Below are 14,609 nucleotides of genomic sequence, written 5' to 3' on the forward strand. Positions count from 1 at the left end.
TTTCAGCTTAGAAAGCCTTGCTCATCAACCAGTTGCCGAAGTTCCGTCAACGAAGTCTCTACTGTACGGCCCGAGGTATCCATCTGGGCGTCGGCACGACCATAGAGCACCTCTCGGCTGGCCAGAATGCACTTGAGTTGCTCCATCGCTTCGGGGTTTCCAGCCATTGGGCGTTCGTCACCCTGCGCGCGCACGCGGTCCATATGCTCGGAGGGTGAGGCGCGCAGCCAGATCGTGTGAAACCGGTTCAGCAGGTTGGTATAGGTCCCGGGCTCGGCCACGATCCCGCCGGCGACCGCCAGAACCACCCGGTCATGCGCGGCAATCACCCGGTCCAGCGCCTGCGCTTCCAGATTTCGATAACCGTCCTGACCGTAGAAAGCCATGACTTCGGACAGGGGCATACCGGCCATTTCCTCGATCCGGGTCGTCAGCTCAATGAAAGGCAGGCCAAGTTCGGCCCCCAGCAACGCGCCCAGTGTCGATTTCCCCGCCCCGCGCAGCCCGATCAGGCAAATCCGGTCCGCCTGCGCGTCCCCGATGGGCTGCGGGCGCAGGGTTTTCATCACGGTCGCTTTGACCTCATCATTGGCCTGCCGATACAGTTCGGCCACCTGCAGGACGTCCGACTCCCACGGATCATCCTCGCCAATCAGCCACTCAACCTTGTAGTCGAGCGCCTGCGCCACCCTTTGCAACAGACCGATCGAGATATTGCCTTCACCCGCTTCAAGCTGCGCAAGATAGCGCGGCGACACTTCGGAGCTTTCCGACAGAACCCGGCGCGAAATGCCCCGCATTTGTCGCGCGCGCCGGACGCGGGCGCCTACACGGGCGCTCAGGTCCTGAGGTTCTGTTTCATTGGCCGCGTCGGGCGGCGTTTCGGCATCCATTTCGGTCAAACCGCTTGCATTGAGTAATGGGTAAGCTACGACGCGAACAGCAATCGGGCAACGGTTTTGCCCGGGCCTGCCTTGCTACAGGTCCAGATCGTGCAACTCTCCCAGCAGATCCAGCAGCATCTCATGCCGATCTTCGCCCAAAAGCGCGCGCAAATGCGCCGCCTGTTTCAGGATCGCTGTCAGGTTGGCTTGAATGATTGCGCGGCCATCATCGGTGATTTCAACGATCTGGCGACGACGATCCTTCAGATCGGGGCGCCGAAGGATCAGTTTCTTGTCTTCAAGCTTTTTCAGAATGCGCGTCAGGCTGGGCAGCAGCAGGCATGCGCGCTCGGCAATTGCGGTAGGGTCTTTCGGGCCTTCTTCCTGCAGCACGCGCAACACGCGCCATTGCTGCTCGGTCACGCCGGCATCTGCCAGCACACCGCGAATGGGGCCCATCACCTTTTCCCGCGCGCGCAACAATGCGATCGGCAATGAACGAGAGGTAAGGGGCAGGTCGTCAGCCATAAGGAATTTTGGCGCAAATTCAGGTATATCGCAATAGAACGTTGCGCTTGTGCAGGGCGTCTGGACCGGACACTAATGAACTTGGCTAACATGCAAAGAACCAAAGCAGATCGAAGGATCGGTGAAAAGGAAGCGGCAAAATGAAGTGGGATGAGTTTTCGGACTGGGGCAAGAAAGTCGCCGAATGGACGCAGCACTATCACCAGACCGTGGGTGACAAACCCGTGCGCGCCCGGACCGAGCCCGGCGAGGTACTGAACGCCCTGCCCGCACATCCCCCCGAACAGGGCGAGCCGGTCGAGGACATCTTTCGCGATTTCGAGGACATTGTGATGCCCGGCATCACCCATTGGCAGCATCCCCGGTTCTTCGCCTACTTCAACTCCAACGCCTCCGCCCCCTCGGTTCTGGCCGAGTTTCTGGCCAGCGCCATCGCGCCGCAATGTATGCTATGGCAGACCTCTCCGGCCGCGACCGAGATGGAAACCCGGATGATGGAATGGCTGCGCGACGCGCTGGGTCTGCCCGAGGGGTTTTCCGGGGTGATACAGGATTCGGCCTCTTCCGCGACACTGGCCGCGGTGTTGACCATGCGCGAAAAAGCGATGGTCTGGCAGGGCAATCACACGGGTCTGTTCGGTCACAAACCGTTGCGCATCTATTGTTCTTCCGAAGTGCACACCTCGGTCGACCGGGCGCTGTGGATTGCGGGTATCGGTCAGGACAATCTGGTGCGCATCCCGGTTCAGGGAGATTGGCGCGGCATGGATCCCGATGCGCTGGATACAATGATTCAATCTGATTTAGAGTCTGGATTTCAGCCAACAGGCGTCATCTTGTCCGTGGGCGGCACCAGTATCGGAGGCACCGACCCGGTCGACCGCTGCCTGAAGGTGGCGCAGAAACATGGGCTTTATTCCCATGTCGATGCAGCCTGGGCAGGCTCGGCGATGATTTGCCCTGAATACCGGCACTACTGGGAGGGTGTCGAACAGGCCGACAGTATCGTGTTCAATCCGCACAAGTGGTTGGGTGTTCAGTTCGATTGCTGCGCGCATTTCCTGAAAAACCCCGATGATCTGGTGCGCACATTGGCGATCAGCCCTGAATTCCTGAAAACCCATGGCAAGGACGGGATCATCAATTATTCGGAATGGTCCGTTCCGCTGGGCCGCCGGTTCCGGGCGCTGAAGCTGTGGTTTGTCATCCGCGCCTATGGGTTGGAGGGGCTGCGCGCACGGCTGCGCAATCACGTCAACTGGTCCGTGGCGCTGCATGACCGGTTGGGGTCTGAGCCGGATTTTCGGATTGTGACACCTCCGATGTGGTCGCTGTGGACCTTTCGGTATGAACCGGACGGCGCCGCCGATCTGGACGAATTGAACCTGCGGCTGGTGAACGCAATCAACGATGACGGACGGATTTACCTGACCCAGACGCGTGTGGATGGTTATCTGGCCATCCGCTTTCAGGCCGGTCAGTTCGAAACCACCGAAAGCGATGTCATGATGGCCTATGACGTGATCACCGAGATCGCACGCGGGCTTTAAACCCGCATGGTGGCCGCCGCCTGAGCATAGCCGCCCGAGGCCCCGTCGACGAAATGCACATGGTCGTCACGCATGGCCGAGGGGACAAAGCAGGTCATCATCGCCTCTTGCTGAACATGCAGGCCGTAACGGATTTTGCCCCGCACTTGCGCATCCTCCAGCATCCGGGTGATCTGGTCCAGCGTGGCCGGGTCGCAATCCAGCGTCATTTTCAGCCCGTCATCAAACTTGCGGAAATCGGCGTTTCGGCTGACCATCTCTTTGTAATGGTCGGGTTCAAACTGCCCAAGCCGTATACCGGTTTTGAACAACAACCCGATCAGCATGTTGCCGATCATCAGCCGTATCTTCTGCAATAATAGGCTGCGCCCGGCGCGCGAGACATGGGCATCGATATTGACACCGGGCGGCGGAAAGCTCATCGGCGGACCCTTGGGCGGCACCGGATGGCCGGCGCGCTCCAAACCTTCGGCAGCCGACAGAACGGATTGCGCCAAAGCGGCAAAATCTGCCTCGTTAGAGCCTGTTTCAGGCTGGATCACCAGCGATACGATCTGACCATGCCGGGCCGGGCTGTTCGACCAGCGGCAGGACAGGCCCGTCAGGTCGGGCTGTGCGTCGGGGCCTGCGGGTTGAATTGTAAACCGCCCCGATTTCATCTGCGCCTCGGCCCAGGCCAGACCGCCGCCGGAAAACATCGCATAATCCACACCGGTGGACGGTGCGTAACGGGCGACGCGCAGGTCCCGCCCCGCAGCGCGGATGTCGGCCACAGGAACCAGCGCCGCACGCAGGGTGATGGCGAATTCGGTCTCGGCCCAGCTTTGCAACGCTGCCAGTGTTTCCCGCGCGGTATCGACGTCTTCGCCCGGCACCGCAAACCCGGCACCGTCACCGCCGAAGACATACGGGAACACGCGCCCCTGCATCGCGTTGATCATGCCCGAGATCACGGCAGCCCCAACCATGTTGACGGTCTTGTAGCGGCCGCGCGCGATCTCTCCGGTCGAGTCCACGATATCGGCAACGCCCATAACCCAGCTTTCTGGCAAGGGTGTGAACCGGGCCGGGTCGCTAAGGCTCAGGAAACTGTCCGAAATGGGAACTGAATCATAAAATACAGAGTCTGAGGAGGCCATGACACTCTCTGAAAATCTCAAATCTGATATGATGATAGCCCAAATGTGACGGATGTCTGCCCCTGCGAAACGCCCTTGCGCTTGTGCGGGCCTGCGCGACGTGTCAAGCATCACCGCAAAGCATTCGGACAAAGGGGCGCGCGATGCAGGCAGGGTTGGTGGTGTTGTGTCTGGCCTATGTCCTCAGCCAGTTTTTCCGCGCCTTTCTGGCCGTGCTGACCACCGATCTGAGCCGCGATATCGGGGCCAGCCCCGAAGACCTCGCCTTTGCATCAGGTCTTTGGTTTCTGGTCTTTGCGGCGATGCAAATCCCGGTGGGCTGGGCGCTGGACCGTGTCGGCCCAAGGCGCAGCGCCGCCGCGCTGCTGCTGATCGGCGGCGCGGGTGGGGCTGGCCTGTTCGCTGTCGCCACGACGCCGTTTCACGTGGCGATGGCGATGGCGCTGATTGGCGTCGGCTGCTCGCCCGTCCTGATGGCCTCCTACTATATCTTCGCCCGCGAATTCCCCCCTGCCAAATTCGCCACCCTTGCTGCCGTGATGCTGGGCGTGGGGTCGGTCGGCAATCTGGTCGCCTCGTACCCCACGGCGCTGGCGGTCGAGTTGATGGGCTGGCGTGCCACACTGGCCGGACTGGCAGTTATCTCGGGTGTTGTGGCCGCGGGGATCTGGCTGACGGTGCATGACCCCAAAAAGGTCGAGACCGAGCAAAAGGGATCGGTGCTGGACCTGCTGAAAGAACCGGCGCTGTGGGCCATTCTGCCGCTGATGCTGGTGGCTTATGCGCCGTCTGCGGCCCTGCGCGGGCTTTGGGCTGGGCCGTATCTGCGCGATGTCTTTGACCTCAGCACCACGCAGATCGGTCAGGCAACGCTGATCATGGGCGCGGCAATGATTGCGGGGACCTTTGCCTATGGGCCGCTGGACCGCATCCTGAAGACCCGCAAATGGGTGATCTTTGGCGGCAATGCGTTGGGGGCTGCGACCTTGGCGCTGCTCTGCCTGCAGATCGAAGGCGGCGTCTGGCTTTCGGTCCTGCTGCTGGCGGTCATTGGCTTTCTGGGGGCCAGTTTTCCGGTCATCATGGCCCATGGGCGGGCCTTTATCCCCTCGCATCTGGTCGGGCGGGGGGTCACGCTGCTGAACCTCTTTGGGATCGGCGGTGTCGGGCTGGCGCAGTTTGCCACCGGGCGCATCCATGCAGCCAGCGCTGGCATCAGCCCGGCCGCGCCTTACATCGCGATCTTCGGCTTTTTCGCCGTCACCCTTGCCATTGGCTGCGTGATCTATCTATTCAGTCGGGACAGCGTGGACTGAAGCAGCCGGAGGCCCCCCGTGCAGGACATTGAGGTGATTGCGCCCAATCTGAAGCATTCCCTGTCGGGCGTGACGACCACGGTGATCCGACTGTTGCCGATCCAGCAGAACATGATCGGTATCCGCGCCACCGGCCCCGGCCTGCCCGGGGATTTGCCCCATATCAGTCTCTGGAAACTGCTGTTCCTGCCCAATCGCAAACGGGTCTGGCACGCGCGCCGCAATACCGAGATGCTGATGGGCCTGATCCTGCGCGCGGTATTCCGGCGCAATTACAAACTGCTGTTCACCTCGGCGGCCCAGCGGGACCATTCCGGGTTCACCAAATGGCTGATCAACAAGATGGACGCGCTGATCGCCACGACGCCGCAGGCGGCATCGTTTCTTCAGCACCCCTCGACGGTGATCATGCATGGGGTGAACACCGAACTGCTTCATCCGGAGCCGGACAAGCAGGCCCTGCGTCAGAAACTCGACCTGCCCAAAGGAGTGCTGATCGGCTGTTTTGGCCGTATCCGCCCCCAGAAAGGGGTCGACCTGCTGGTGGATGCTGCCCTTCAGGTGCTGCCTGACCATCCGGATGCCCATGTGATCTTCACCGGGCGCACCGCCAAAGAATTCGAGGCGTTTCAGGCCGAACAGGAACAAAAGCTCCAAGAAGCCGGGCTTGACGACCGCGTTCACTTTCTGGGCGAACGCCCCTGGGACGAAATTGTCGAGACCTACCGCGCGCTCGACCTGTTTGTCGCCCCTGCCCGGCACGAAGGGTTCGGACTGACCCCGCTCGAGGCGATGTCTTCGGGCGTGCCTGCGATTGCCTGCCACGGGGTGGGCGCATTCAGTGCGCAGATCAAGGATGGTGAGACCGGACGGCTAGTCGAAAAAGACAACGCCCAAGCTCTGACTGAGGCGCTGCAGGATATGCTGTGGGACCGCGCCGCGCTGGCCGCTGCGGGGATAGCCGCCCGCGCCCATGTCGAACAGAATTTTCGAATCGAAGGCGAGGCGCAGGCGATCGTGAACATCTATCGGCAGCTTCTGGACACGAACTAAAGGCCCGGCAATCGCGACAAATCGGTGTGAGCGGGCAGAATATGCCCCAAAGGCCCTTTTTTCTTCGCCGCAACGCAGCTATGAACGCGCGTCCTTAACTTTGGAGACATGAAATGGGCTATCGCGTCGTAGTCGTCGGCGCCACGGGCAACGTGGGCCGCGAAATGCTGAACATTCTGGCAGAACGCCAGTTCCCCGTCGATGAACTTGCTGCTCTGGCAAGCCGTCGTTCGCTGGGGACTGAGGTGACTTTTGGCGACAAGACACTCACTACCAAGGATCTGGACACTTTCGATTTCACCGGCTGGGACATGGCGCTGTTTGCCGTGGGGTCCGAGGCCACCAAAGTCTACGCCCCCAAGGCGGCGGCGGCGGGCTGCGTGGTGATCGATAACTCGTCGCTCTATCGCTATGACCCGGAGATTCCGCTGATCGTGCCGGAATGTAACCCGCAAGCGATCCACGACTACAAGAACAAGAACATCATCGCCAACCCCAACTGCTCGACCGCGCAGATGGTTGTCGCGCTGAAACCGCTGCATGACCGCGCCAGGATCAAGCGCGTTGTCGTGTCGACCTATCAATCGGTCTCGGGCGCCGGTAAGGAAGGCATGGACGAGCTTTGGGATCAGACCAAGGCCGTCTACAACCCCACCACCGAGGTTGAGCCGAAGAAGTTCCAGAAGCAAATCGCCTTCAACGTCATTCCGCAGATCGACGTCTTCATGGAAGACGGCTCGACCAAGGAAGAGTGGAAGATGGTTGTCGAGACCAAGAAGATCGTCGATCCGTCGATCAAGGTCACAGCCACCTGCGTCCGCGTTCCGGTCTTCGTCGGCCACTCCGAGGCCGTGAATATCGAGTTCGAGGAATTCCTGGACGAAGACGAAGCCCGCGACATCCTGCGCGAAGCACCAGGCATCATGGTGATCGACAAGCGCGAGGCCGGTGGCTACGTCTCGCCGATCGAATGCGCGGGCGATTTCGCCACCTTCATCAGCCGTATCCGTCAGGATTCGACCATCGAAAACGGCCTAAACCTGTGGTGTGTCTCGGACAACCTGCGCAAGGGCGCGGCTCTGAACGCAGTGCAAATCGCCGAACTGCTGGGCCGTGAGGTTCTAAAAAAGGGCTGAGATCCTTTCCCATATTCCCGATTAACAAAACCCCGCTGCACTGCCAGCGGGGTTTTCTGATTTATGGATGGGCGAAGCATTCGTGAGATATGCGCATTGAGCCACGCTGTACTCAATTCACGAAACAGAGCCTGTCAAACTCGCGACGCCAGGCAGACACTTCCGACAGTACAGGCTCATCACTCAGACCTCGATTGATCAGGCTGGCCAAACGCGCTGCATCGTCAGCGGTCATGCCCCAGCGAACCAATTCGGGTGTGCCGATCCGAAGGCCGTTCATGTCACCCTCGACAGGATCGACGGGCAAGCCAATTCCGCAGGACAGAAACCCGTTTTTGCGCAACAATTTCGATGCCGTTTGACCACCGCCAAACGGTTTTGCCAGAACCGCGAACTGGTGGGAATTGGTAAAGCCATCCCTTCCTGCGAAGACAGGAACACCCTGCGCATGCAGTGCTTCGGCCAACGCCTTCGACAGCGCGATCATCTCTTGCGCGTAGGCCGCACCAAATTCTTTCCAATCCAGCATGGTGACCGCAAGCGCTGCTGTCTTGGCGGCGTCGAAGTTGGCGGTCATGCCGGGGAAGGCGATTGTGTCCAGCGCTTTCGCGATTTCGGCATCATTCGAAACGATCAGACCACCGGCCGGACCGCCGAGGCTCTTGTAGGTGCTCATGGTCATGAAATGCGCACCCTCTTTCAACGGGTTAGACCACGCACGCCCGGCAATGATACCGCACTGATGGGCAGCGTCGAACATAACTTTTGCACCAACTTCATCCGCGATCGAGCGGACTTCGGCCACCGGATGTTCGAACAGATTCAGACTCCCGCCGATCGTGATCAGCTTGGGCTTTTCCGCCTTCGCCAGATTACGCAATTGATCCAGATCGACGGTGTAACCGTCAGCATTTACGGGGGCTTCGATGGTGCGCAGACCAAAAAGCCCCGCGCACCCAGCCAAATGGTGAGTCACATGCCCGCCAATCGATGCAGGCGGAGCGATTATTGTATCGCCCGCTTGGCACGTCGCCATAAAACCATAGAGGTTGGCAATAGCGCCTGAAGGCACCCGAACTTCGGCAAATCGGGCATCGAATACTTCGGCACACAGCTCGGCAGCGATGACTTCGATCGCTTCAATTGCCTCCAGCCCCATCTCGTACTTGTCACCGGGATATCCCAGCGAGGGGCGGGACCCGATACCCGAAGACAACAGTGCCTCGGCCCTGGGGTTCATCACATTTGTTGCCGGGTTGAGGTTAAAGCACTCTTTTTCGTGAATGCGTCGGTTTTCCTCAGCCAGATCCTCGATTCGGGCCAACAGATCGCCCGATGGCGTCGATGCGGTCTTTGTCGCGATGTCCTGAACCAAAGTTTCGCTTGTCGCAGGCACCCAATCTCTTTGTGCAAGTGTCATTTGACGATCTCCTGTTTTTCTCAGTCTGACCGCTGTGGCGTGACATCGCAAAGCAGAATTGCTATTTCTTGGCGTAGAAAAACTAAGGCTAAAGAAATGAGCGTTGCCCCCAAACGCCCAAAGGGACCACCCCTGAATGCCATGCGCGCGTTCGAGGCAGCTGCGCGCCACGTCAGTTTTGTTGCGGCCGCCGACGAGTTGAGCGTTTCGCCGGGCGCGATCTCTCAGCACATCAAAGCGCTGGAGGGTTGGGCTGGCACGCCGCTCTTTCGTCGCAATGCCCAAGGGGTTGAACTTACACCTGAGGGGCATTCTCTAGTCGCGGATTTCACCGCCGCCTTTGACCAAATGGCCGACGCGGCCCGCGCGCTGCGCAACCTGAAGCCAAAGGCAGACTTTCATATCGCAGCCCTGCCAAGCATCGCCCAGCTCTGGTTGCCCAAACGATTGCGTCAGATCAGAGCGCGCCTGCCTGAGGTCAGTTTTTCCGTCACCGCCATGGAAACCCCACCAAGCCTTGCACGTGAACTGTTCGATCTGTCGATCTTTTTTGCCCCGCCGGGCCGCTCGCCAAACCAAATTGAGGTCAGTCAGGATACGATAGCGCCGGTTTGTGCGCCTGCGCTTCTGGATCGTATTCAAAAAGCAAACGGGTTTGCAGACGTTCCATTGCTGCACGATCAGATCTGGAAAGACGATTGGGCCATCTGGTCCCGCGAAACTGGCTGTCATCTTCGCGATGATCAAAGCGGCCCTCAGTTCTCGCTCTACAGCCTTGCCGTGGAAGAGGCCAAAGCTGGCGCAGGTGTCCTGATCGGGCATTTGTGTCTGATCGAAGACGCCCTGGCATCGGGAACGTTAACGCTTGCGCATACGCAGTCTTGCCAGACGGATCGATCTCTGATGATCGAGATGCCACAGCCGTCACGACGAAGGCCCGAAACGGATCAGGTCGTCGCTTTGCTGTCGGTTTGAGTGAGGATTCAAAGCAGTCACCGCGTTTCGCGCGAACTCACGCCTTCACACTTACCCTTCAACCAGCACCTTCAAATTCTGCAGCCCCAGCTCATAGTCGCCGCCGACCCACTTATCCATCATCAGACCCATCCAGCGGGACATGGGGTTCAGGCCCAGATCGCTCTCAAAACCCCATATGACCTGCGTGCCCGCCCCGTCAGGCTGCAACACGAACGAGGCCGAAGCCCGGCCCATCGGGCCGAAATCCAGCGCAGTGCGCACCTGCTGATTCTCGACGCTTTCAACAATTTCCTGCGAACCGGTGCCGACCTGCGGGTGATCCGAGCTCCAGTTCAGGGTGTTGCCGACGCCTGCGTCGGGGCCGCTATAGCTCAGCTTGGTCTCAGGATCACGCGCCAGCCAGGGCGACCATTTCTCGGTCTCCTGCATCGAGTTCACATAGGGAAAGATCGCAGCGGGTGCGGCGTCTATGGTGATACTGCGCGACACTTCGGCCTTGCCGGGCAACAGGTATGAGACCCCGATCAGAGTCACGACAATCACCAGAAGAAAGACAAAAATTCGTTTGATCAATCGCATGAGTATGATCCGATATCAGACAAAGGATAACCGGATCATACCAAATAACGACAGTTTTTCAGAGCACAGTTCTGCGCCGTCGGCGATCCGCCTGATCAGACGGTGACGAATTTCTTCTCGTTTGGATCATAGCATTCCAACCCGCCTTCACCGATATCGGTCCACAACCCATGCAGGCTGAGCGCGCCGGCTTCGACCGCCGAGGACACGAAGGGGAAGGTCATCAGGTTTTCGAGCGAGGCAACAACCGCATGACGTTCAAACTGACGGGCCTGATCGATGCCGTCCTCGATATCGGCGACCAGTTCAAACTTGGGTTTCAGGATTTCCATCCAGCGCCCGACGAAGCTGCTTTTGTCCTCAAGCTGCGGGGCCTGCCCCTTGCACATATCGATACAGCCCTGCACACCGCCGCATTGAGAGTGGCCCAGAACAATCAGATGCGCCACCTTCAGCGCGGTGACCGCATATTCGATGGCGGCGCTTGTACCGTGGTGATCGCCGTCGGGCAGATAAGGCGGCACAAGGTTCGCGATATTGCGGTGGATGAAGAAATCCCCCTGATCCGCGCCGAACATCGAGGTCACATGCACCCGGCTGTCACAGCAGGAAATCACCATCGCCCGCGGGCGCTGCCCCTCGGTCGCAAGTCTGCGATACCAAACCTGATTTTCCGAGTAAGTTGTCGCTTTCCAGCCGTGGTATCGTTTGACCAGATAGTTTGGCAATGGCTTGGCAAAGTTCATTCTGATGTTCCCATGGTCCTAACTGACCCGCTCTCTAACCTGAATTCGCGCAAAATTCGAGACATTATCCCGGTACGGCGCAAGGAATTGCAAAGATATGTGATGGCAAGGTGACGCCATGCCGTGGGGGGATGAGAATTGGGGTAAATGTGGTGGAAAAGATAATCACGCTTGAACAGAAAGAATCCGTGCGTCTGGATCCGGACCGGCTGAGCAGCCTGTATCACCAGCTGGGCGACTCGAATGCGATGGACGTGCTGTGCCGCACGGTCGAAGAACTGGCGGTGCGACTGTCGAATTGCGAACGGTTCTGGCGGCAGCGGGACTGGGCTGGATTGCGCAAATGCGCACGGTCTCTGGTGGCGATTGCGGATCAGATCGGAATGACGGTGCTGGCCCGTGTGGCGGGCGACGTCGCTCAGGCCGTCGATTCCGGTGATGCGGTGGCCACCGGGGCCACGCTGGGGCGCCTGATCCGGGTCGGTGAACGCTCATTGACGGCGGTCTGGGATCAGCAGGACCTTTCGGTCTGAATGGGGGGTTGCGGGCGGATCGCAGGCGGCTAGTCTGGGCTCGACATGAACCAGCCGAGATGCCTATGACCCTATCCTTCGCCCCACCCTCTGATCCTGCGCTACCGCTGCATGTTCTGGACCAGTCCGAGTTTGACGGATGGCTGGCGGATCAACCTGACCGGGTGCAAAGCTGGATCGCAGCAAATGGCTTTACCGCCGCTTTGGGGCAAGCCTTGCTGATCCCCGGTGCCGATGGGGTACCCGAGATTGCGCTGGCAGGATATGGCAACGCCGGCAAACGTGCGCGCAAGCGGTTTCCACTGGCGGCCGCCGCCGACATCTTGCCAAAGGGCACCTATCGCATCGCCTCGGGCGTTCCGGCCGAGGTGCTGGAGGCCGAGTGTTTCGGCTGGCTGATGACCGGTTACGCCTTTGACCGCTATGCGTCCGGCTCGGCGGGCAGGGCCCGGCTGGTGGCGCCGGATGGCGTTGATGCCGCGCGGATCGAAACCCTGGCCAATGCCGAGCGGCTGATCCGGGATCTGGTGAACACGCCCGCCTCGGATATGGGCCCTGAGCAATTGCAGAATGCGGCAGAGACTTTGGCCAAAGATTGCGGCGCACGCTGCACGGTCATCACTGGCGATGCGTTGCTGGAACAGGGATTTCCGATGATCCACACGGTCGGGCGTGCCGCAGCGCAAGCGCCGCGTCTGATCGAGCTGAACTGGGGCGACAGCGGGCCCAGACTGACGCTGGTGGGCAAGGGCGTCTGTTTCGACACTGGCGGGCTGAACCTGAAGCCCGGCGCGTCGATGGGTCTGATGAAAAAGGACATGGGCGGCGCGGCCAATGTGCTGGGGCTGGCCCAGATGATCATGAAGCTGGGGCTGAACCTGCAGCTGCGCGTGCTGATCCCGGCGGTCGAGAACGCGGTGGCGGGCAATGCCTTCCGCCCCGGTGATATCCTGACCGCCCGCAACGGGATGACGGTCGAGATCAACAACACCGATGCTGAAGGACGTCTGGTGCTGGCCGACGCGCTGGCGCTGGCAGACGAGGGCAAGCCGGACCTTGTGATCTCGATTGCGACACTGACCGGGGCGGCGCGGGTGTCTGTCGGGTCCGATCTGGCGCCGTTCTATACCGATGATGACGGGGCTGCGGATGCGCTGGCGCGGGCGGGCCGGTCTGCCGCTGATCCGGTCTGGCGGATGCCGTTTCATGATCCCTATGAGGCGCTGATCGAACCGGGGATCGCCGATCTGGACAACGCACCGTCGGGCGGGTTTGCGGGCTCGATCACGGCCGCGCTGTTCCTGCGCCGCTTTGCCAGTGACAGCCGATACATGCATTTCGACATCTATTCCTGGCAACGCAGCAAAGAACCGGGGCGCAGCAAGGGCGGGCTGGGACAAGGCCCGCGCGCGCTGCTGACCGCCCTGCCGGAGATTTTAGAACTATGACGGATCGCAGGTTGCTGCCGTTCAACGGCCGGGTCGCGCATTCATTGCTGAAAGGTCAGGTCGAGGCCGAGGTTTTTACGGACGGTGAACCCTATCGCATTCAGTCCTTTGTACGGGACGTTCTGGATAAACCCGATGGCAGCCGTCAGTGCCAAATGGTGTGTGGTGAAGTGTTCATCATCCTGGACAGGGCGCAGAACGACTTGTTCGGGTTTCGCGAAAAAGATGGCTATGTCGGATGGGTGCACAACGAAATACAGAGACGTCCGATTCAACCAACGCATCGGGTTTGCGTTCCGCGTGCAGTGTCGCTGCAACGCCCCGATGTGACCAAAAACGCGAATGAACGTGTTCTGCCTTTTGGGACTTACGTTGAATACTGGCCACGCCGTGACCCGGACCGCGAAAACGCCATTAGGTCAACCGGCTGGGTTTGCGTGAAGGAAGAGGGTCATATCCCGACGCCTCGGTATATTCGCGAAACACAGCTGGCCGAATTGGACTGGGTGGCGTCAGACCCTGTGAGCGTCGCAGAACAGTTTCTTGCGACCCCTTACCTCTATGGCGGTGACACAGGGCTTGGGATTGACTGTTCGGGGTTGGTTCAGGTTGCGTTTCAGTCCTGCGGATTGCCCTGCCCACGCGACGCCGACATGCAATCTGAGTTCTTTAGGCCGATCTCAAAACCTGATCTGCGTCGTGGCGATCTGGTGTTTTGGAAAGGTCACGTGGGCATGATGCTGAATCACGACACGCTTTTGCATTCGAACGCATATCACATGGCTGTTGCCAAAGAGCCTCTGAAGGAGGCCATTGCGCGTATCGGTCAAAGAGAATTCGGAGCGGTAACGGGATATGCCCGACACCCTGAGTTTTAGACTCTAATCAAGGTCGACCGAGCGGATCAGCTTGCGCTCGAGCACGCGCAGGACGGCGCGCAGGTCGTGCCCGCGTTTCAGGATGCGCCCGTCCATGCCGATCACCGAATACATACCCTGCCGCTGCCGCAGGCGGGGGTGTTTCTCGACCCGATAGATCGGATGTTCCGCCGTGCGGCGAAAGATCGAAAACACCGCCATGTCCCGCAAATTCGAAATCCCGTAATCGCGCCATTCGCCGGCGGCGACCATTCGGCCATAGACTGACAGGATTTGAGACATCTCGCGCCGGTCAAAGGCGACCGGCATCTGGGCAGAGCCGGACCCGAACCGGCTGGGAGGCTGCATGTTCATGTCACAAGCCTTGCCGGAAATCGCGCTCGAATCAAGCCCGACGCAAAACGGGTGTGGTATTTTTGAA

The 14,609-nt window shown here is 59.8% G+C and carries 15 protein-coding genes; 8 read left to right on the forward strand and 7 right to left on the reverse strand.

The annotated features are described in order from the left end of the window. Positions 1–2: 2 nt before the first annotated feature. Both ACR3E4_RS07750 and hpaR read right to left on the reverse strand, forming a co-directional pair. A complete protein-coding gene (locus ACR3E4_RS07750) occupies positions 3–893 on the reverse strand; it encodes a helix-turn-helix transcriptional regulator (protein WP_480535073.1) in 891 nt (296 codons plus the stop codon). A gap of 84 nt (positions 894–977) precedes the next feature. Then, positions 978–1,412 carry a homoprotocatechuate degradation operon regulator HpaR gene (gene hpaR, locus ACR3E4_RS07755; RefSeq protein ID WP_480535066.1) on the reverse strand — a complete coding sequence of 145 codons (435 nt, stop codon included), beginning with the start codon at positions 1,410–1,412 and terminating at the stop codon, positions 978–980. Positions 1,413–1,552: 140 nt separating this feature from the next. Here hpaR and ACR3E4_RS07760 point away from each other — a divergent pair, with 140 nt between their 5' ends. Then, positions 1,553–2,962 carry a pyridoxal phosphate-dependent decarboxylase family protein gene (locus ACR3E4_RS07760; protein ID WP_480535063.1) on the forward strand — a complete coding sequence of 470 codons (1,410 nt, stop codon included), beginning with the start codon at positions 1,553–1,555 and terminating at the stop codon, positions 2,960–2,962. On the opposite strand, the gene ACR3E4_RS07765 is transcribed toward ACR3E4_RS07760, so the two are convergent. Then, on the reverse strand, positions 2,959–4,101 hold the full coding sequence (locus ACR3E4_RS07765; protein WP_480535061.1) for a DUF3095 domain-containing protein: 1,143 nt from the start codon (positions 4,099–4,101) through the stop codon (positions 2,959–2,961). The two genes, ACR3E4_RS07760 and ACR3E4_RS07765, sit on opposite strands and share 4 nt — an antisense overlap. A 143-nt stretch (positions 4,102–4,244) precedes the next feature. Here ACR3E4_RS07765 and ACR3E4_RS07770 point away from each other — a divergent pair, with 143 nt between their 5' ends. From ACR3E4_RS07770 to ACR3E4_RS07780, 3 genes are all read left to right on the forward strand, one after another. Next, the gene (locus ACR3E4_RS07770) at positions 4,245–5,417 is read left to right on the forward strand and encodes an MFS transporter (RefSeq protein ID WP_480535059.1); all 1,173 of its coding nucleotides are present in this window, start codon (positions 4,245–4,247) and stop codon (positions 5,415–5,417) included. 18 nt (positions 5,418–5,435) lie between these two features. Continuing rightward, a complete protein-coding gene (locus ACR3E4_RS07775; protein WP_480535057.1) occupies positions 5,436–6,470 on the forward strand; it encodes a glycosyltransferase family 4 protein in 1,035 nt (344 codons plus the stop codon). 113 nt (positions 6,471–6,583) lie between these two features. Beyond that, complete coding sequence (locus tag ACR3E4_RS07780) at positions 6,584–7,606, forward strand: aspartate-semialdehyde dehydrogenase (RefSeq protein ID WP_480535055.1); 1,023 nt, start codon at positions 6,584–6,586, stop codon at positions 7,604–7,606. Between the two features lie 112 nt (positions 7,607–7,718). On the opposite strand, the gene ACR3E4_RS07785 is transcribed toward ACR3E4_RS07780, so the two are convergent. Further along, on the reverse strand, positions 7,719–9,026 hold the full coding sequence (locus ACR3E4_RS07785; protein WP_480535053.1) for an aminotransferase class I/II-fold pyridoxal phosphate-dependent enzyme: 1,308 nt from the start codon (positions 9,024–9,026) through the stop codon (positions 7,719–7,721). Between the two features lie 96 nt (positions 9,027–9,122). On the opposite strand from ACR3E4_RS07785, the gene ACR3E4_RS07790 reads away from it, so the two are divergent. After that, entirely contained in the window at positions 9,123–10,001 is an 879-nt protein-coding gene (locus ACR3E4_RS07790; RefSeq protein WP_480535051.1) for a LysR family transcriptional regulator, read from the forward strand. A gap of 51 nt (positions 10,002–10,052) precedes the next feature. On the opposite strand, the gene ACR3E4_RS07795 is transcribed toward ACR3E4_RS07790, so the two are convergent. Together ACR3E4_RS07795 and ACR3E4_RS07800 are read right to left on the reverse strand one after the other, a co-directional pair. After that, the gene (locus ACR3E4_RS07795) at positions 10,053–10,583 is read right to left on the reverse strand and encodes an SRPBCC family protein (RefSeq protein ID WP_480535049.1); all 531 of its coding nucleotides are present in this window, start codon (positions 10,581–10,583) and stop codon (positions 10,053–10,055) included. A 95-nt stretch (positions 10,584–10,678) separates the two neighbouring features. Further along, entirely contained in the window at positions 10,679–11,329 is a 651-nt protein-coding gene (locus ACR3E4_RS07800; protein WP_480535047.1) for a carbonic anhydrase, read from the reverse strand. A 131-nt stretch (positions 11,330–11,460) separates the two neighbouring features. Between ACR3E4_RS07800 and ACR3E4_RS07805 the strand changes: the two genes are divergently transcribed. From ACR3E4_RS07805 to ACR3E4_RS07815, 3 genes are all read left to right on the forward strand, one after another. Continuing rightward, the gene (locus tag ACR3E4_RS07805; protein ID WP_480535045.1) at positions 11,461–11,862 is read left to right on the forward strand and encodes a hypothetical protein; all 402 of its coding nucleotides are present in this window, start codon (positions 11,461–11,463) and stop codon (positions 11,860–11,862) included. A gap of 65 nt (positions 11,863–11,927) precedes the next feature. Further along, entirely contained in the window at positions 11,928–13,310 is a 1,383-nt protein-coding gene (locus tag ACR3E4_RS07810; RefSeq protein WP_480535043.1) for a leucyl aminopeptidase family protein, read from the forward strand. Further along, a complete protein-coding gene (locus ACR3E4_RS07815) occupies positions 13,307–14,188 on the forward strand; it encodes a C40 family peptidase (protein ID WP_480535041.1) in 882 nt (293 codons plus the stop codon). The genes ACR3E4_RS07810 and ACR3E4_RS07815 overlap by 4 nt, the downstream gene beginning before the upstream one ends. 3 nt (positions 14,189–14,191) lie before the next feature. On the opposite strand, the gene ACR3E4_RS07820 is transcribed toward ACR3E4_RS07815, so the two are convergent. Then, positions 14,192–14,542: a DUF2794 domain-containing protein gene (locus tag ACR3E4_RS07820; protein ID WP_480535039.1), complete on the reverse strand. Its 351-nt coding sequence runs from the start codon at positions 14,540–14,542 to the stop codon at positions 14,192–14,194. Positions 14,543–14,609 lie beyond the last annotated feature (67 nt).

This window comes from Ruegeria sp. AP11 (genome assembly GCF_056535865.1).

Coding starts and splice junctions, on each gene's coding strand:
- ACR3E4_RS07750 (WP_480535073.1), bottom strand. CDS start 893: ATGGATGCCGAAACGCCGCCCGACGCGGCCAATGAAACAGAACCTCAG.
- hpaR (WP_480535066.1), bottom strand. CDS start 1,412: ATGGCTGACGACCTGCCCCTTACCTCTCGTTCATTGCCGATCGCATTG.
- ACR3E4_RS07760 (WP_480535063.1), top strand. CDS start 1,553: ATGAAGTGGGATGAGTTTTCGGACTGGGGCAAGAAAGTCGCCGAATGG.
- ACR3E4_RS07765 (WP_480535061.1), bottom strand. CDS start 4,101: ATGGCCTCCTCAGACTCTGTATTTTATGATTCAGTTCCCATTTCGGAC.
- ACR3E4_RS07770 (WP_480535059.1), top strand. CDS start 4,245: ATGCAGGCAGGGTTGGTGGTGTTGTGTCTGGCCTATGTCCTCAGCCAG.
- ACR3E4_RS07780 (WP_480535055.1), top strand. CDS start 6,584: ATGGGCTATCGCGTCGTAGTCGTCGGCGCCACGGGCAACGTGGGCCGC.
- ACR3E4_RS07785 (WP_480535053.1), bottom strand. CDS start 9,026: ATGACACTTGCACAAAGAGATTGGGTGCCTGCGACAAGCGAAACTTTG.
- ACR3E4_RS07790 (WP_480535051.1), top strand. CDS start 9,123: ATGAGCGTTGCCCCCAAACGCCCAAAGGGACCACCCCTGAATGCCATG.
- ACR3E4_RS07795 (WP_480535049.1), bottom strand. CDS start 10,583: ATGCGATTGATCAAACGAATTTTTGTCTTTCTTCTGGTGATTGTCGTG.
- ACR3E4_RS07800 (WP_480535047.1), bottom strand. CDS start 11,329: ATGAACTTTGCCAAGCCATTGCCAAACTATCTGGTCAAACGATACCAC.
- ACR3E4_RS07805 (WP_480535045.1), top strand. CDS start 11,461: ATGAGAATTGGGGTAAATGTGGTGGAAAAGATAATCACGCTTGAACAG.
- ACR3E4_RS07810 (WP_480535043.1), top strand. CDS start 11,928: ATGACCCTATCCTTCGCCCCACCCTCTGATCCTGCGCTACCGCTGCAT.
- ACR3E4_RS07815 (WP_480535041.1), top strand. CDS start 13,307: ATGACGGATCGCAGGTTGCTGCCGTTCAACGGCCGGGTCGCGCATTCA.
- ACR3E4_RS07820 (WP_480535039.1), bottom strand. CDS start 14,542: ATGAACATGCAGCCTCCCAGCCGGTTCGGGTCCGGCTCTGCCCAGATG.